Annotated in this window: 2 protein-coding genes; both read left to right on the top strand. The window is 37.2% G+C overall.

Going from position 1 to position 2,683, the window contains the following annotated elements:
• Positions 1-130 precede the first annotated feature (130 nt).
• Positions 131-1,549, top strand: coding sequence for an amino acid permease (locus R5R67_RS19095; protein ID WP_001183128.1), 1,419 nt, complete (start codon positions 131-133; stop codon positions 1,547-1,549).
• 118 nt (positions 1,550-1,667) lie between these two features.
• The gene (locus R5R67_RS19100; protein ID WP_001986587.1) at positions 1,668-2,552 is read left to right on the top strand and encodes a hypothetical protein; all 885 of its coding nucleotides are present in this window, start codon (positions 1,668-1,670) and stop codon (positions 2,550-2,552) included.
• The last annotated feature ends 131 nt before the right edge of the window (positions 2,553-2,683 follow it).

The following is a 2,683-nucleotide window of genomic DNA, read 5'->3' on the forward strand; positions in this document are numbered from 1 at the left end:
TTTCTATTTTAAAAATTCCTTTTAAAGACTCTATCGTCACCTTCCTGTCTATTCTTTGACTGCTTCTTGATTGCACATTTGTCTATTTTATCTAAAATAGCGTCTTTCTCAAATTCTCTCAATGTGTAATATGCAGCCATCTGACAAACAACTAGATGCTCAGCATCAGAACAGTACTGCACCTTTAAAAAGAGCCATGAGTACCCGCCACCTTGTCATGTTATCGCTAGGTGGAGCAATCGGTACTGGTTTATTTTTGGGTTCAGGGGAAGTCATTTCACAAACTGGACCTATTGGCGCAATTATTGCCTATATTCTTGGGGGTGCAATTGCTTACATGGTCATGCTCTGTTTAGGCGAGCTGGCTGTACATATGCCCGTTTCGGGTTCTTTCGGTGCATACGCTCGAAAGTACATTAGTCCAAGTACAGGCTACATGATTTCATGGATGTACTGGCTAACATGGACAGCAACGCTAGGAACCGAGTTTACCGCCGCTGCTCTACTTATGCAGGAATGGTTTCCACAAATTTCAATGTGGATCTGGACACTTATTTTTGCAGTAACTATTTTCGGGTTAAATATCAGCTCAACCCGAGTATTTGCCGAGTCAGAGTTCTGGCTAGCGCTGGTTAAGGTCATTACCGTCATTGCTTTTATTGTGCTTGGATTATTAGCAATTTTTGGTTTAATTCCTTTCCACGGCGCTCAAACTGCTCCATTGTTTAGTAATTTAACTGCCCAAGGTTGGTTCCCACACGGTTTTCTTCCTATTTTCACCACTATGCTCATTGTTAACTTTGCTTTCTCTGGAACAGAGTTAATTGGCGTAGCTGCTGGCGAAACTAAAGATCCGGCTCAGAATGTCCCTAAAGCGATTAATGCTGCAATCTGGCGTCTTCTGATTTTCTTTGTAGGCACCATTATTGTAATTAGTGCATTACTTCCTTTCCAACTTGCTGGTTTAGGTGGTGACAACGTAAGTAATAGTCCTTTCGTTACCGTATTTAATTACATCGGTATTCCATATGCAGATGACATCATCCGTTTTGTTATTATTACTGCACTACTCTCAGCCGCAAACTCGGGATTATATGCAGCTTCACGTATGATGTGGTCTTTATCGGAGCAAAAACTCCTTCCGGGTGTATTTGCAACACTTTCAAAAAGCGGAACACCTATTGTTGCTTTAGTTGTAACGATGTTCGGCGCAATTCCAGGCTTATTATCAGAACAATTTGCTCCTGAAACCATCTTTAAAAACTTGCTAGGTGTTGCAGCTTTTACCATGGTTATTGTCTGGATGAGCATTTGTTTAAGCCAGTTCAATTTCCGTCGACAATGGTACCGTTCTGGACATACGGTTAGCGATTTAAAATATGCAGCACCGTTATTTCCTATCGTTCCAATTTTAGGTTTTCTTTTCTGCTTTATTACATGTTTAAGTATGGCGGCAGATCCTGAAATGCGTGCTGGCTTTATAGGTTGCTTAATTTTTACTGCCATGTGCTATCTCAGCTACTTTATTTTCTATCGAAATAAAGCTTAAGTGTTTGTAATTTAAAAAGTGTAGCAAAAAGCTACACTTTTTTTTGCTTAGAGACTGGCTTTATATAATCTACCGTTGTAGATTTAAATTTATATTAAAAAACAATTCCTTGTATACAATGAAAATTATATTTATCCATGGGATGAATCAGCAGAATTACACAGCACATCGTTTAAAAGAGCACTGGCTAAAAGTATTTAAACTGGGCTTAAAACAATTGCACTGTAGAGTTAATTTAAGAGATCTACATATACATATGCCATTTTATGGCGATTTAATGACGAAGTATCAATTATCCAATCAACTTGATCTTAATACTTTACTTCCAAAAACTTTTAACTTTCATTTACCCATCCATTTACATCATCAACCATCAACCCCCAAGGAACATACTCCTTTTATACCCCACCTTCCTCTTTCACCCGATCAACCCGCACAAAGCTTATCAGAGCGTTTATATTTAACTTCACAGTTGGTGAAAGATCGCGTTCTTAAGGAAATGGTGGTTCTTTTAAATAATTTTCCAAAATTACATGAAAGTTTAATTCAGCAATTCTTGATTGAAACTTATATGTACCTATCTAATCCTGATTTTATGTATGAGGTTCATCAAAGAATTTTAAAACAAATGCATGATGATGAAGATTGTATTGTAGTCGCCCACTCTTTGGGTTCTGTGATTGCCTATCATTTATTATCAGATCCTTCTTATCAGTTTTCAGTACAGCGCTTTATTACCTTAGCATCCCCTCTTTCTTTTCGCGTCATACAAAGCAAACTCCCCACTCCCATTGAACGTCCTAAATGTTTAAAGGGCGACTGGTATAACTTTTATTCTAAAGATGACTTTTTAACCGCTTTTCCATTAAGTGAGGCACCTTTTAATTTTACTCCCCCCATTATTAATCAAGAGATTTTTACTTTTGCCAACCAACCTCATGAAATTGTCGGCTACTTACAACATCATGCTGTGGTAAAAACAATTATTGAGCCTTTCCAATAAAAAATATCTATAAACGTATATATTTTCTACAATTTGAGTTATTTTTAAGCGCTTAACTGATTTTTTTAATATTTCTTCAGAAAACTATTTGACACTTTTATTAAATCGACCTAATATACGCCCACCTCTGA

Origin of the sequence: Acinetobacter sp. OYA S30, from assembly GCF_033599315.1 — a bacterium.
Lineage (GTDB): Bacteria > Pseudomonadota > Gammaproteobacteria > Pseudomonadales > Moraxellaceae > Acinetobacter > Acinetobacter baumannii.

Excerpts from the sequence above, each read along its gene's own strand:
- R5R67_RS19095 (WP_001183128.1), top strand. The coding sequence starts at position 131 with ATGCAGCCATCTGACAAACAACTAGATGCTCAGCATCAGAACAGTACT.
- R5R67_RS19100 (WP_001986587.1), top strand. The coding sequence starts at position 1,668 with ATGAAAATTATATTTATCCATGGGATGAATCAGCAGAATTACACAGCA.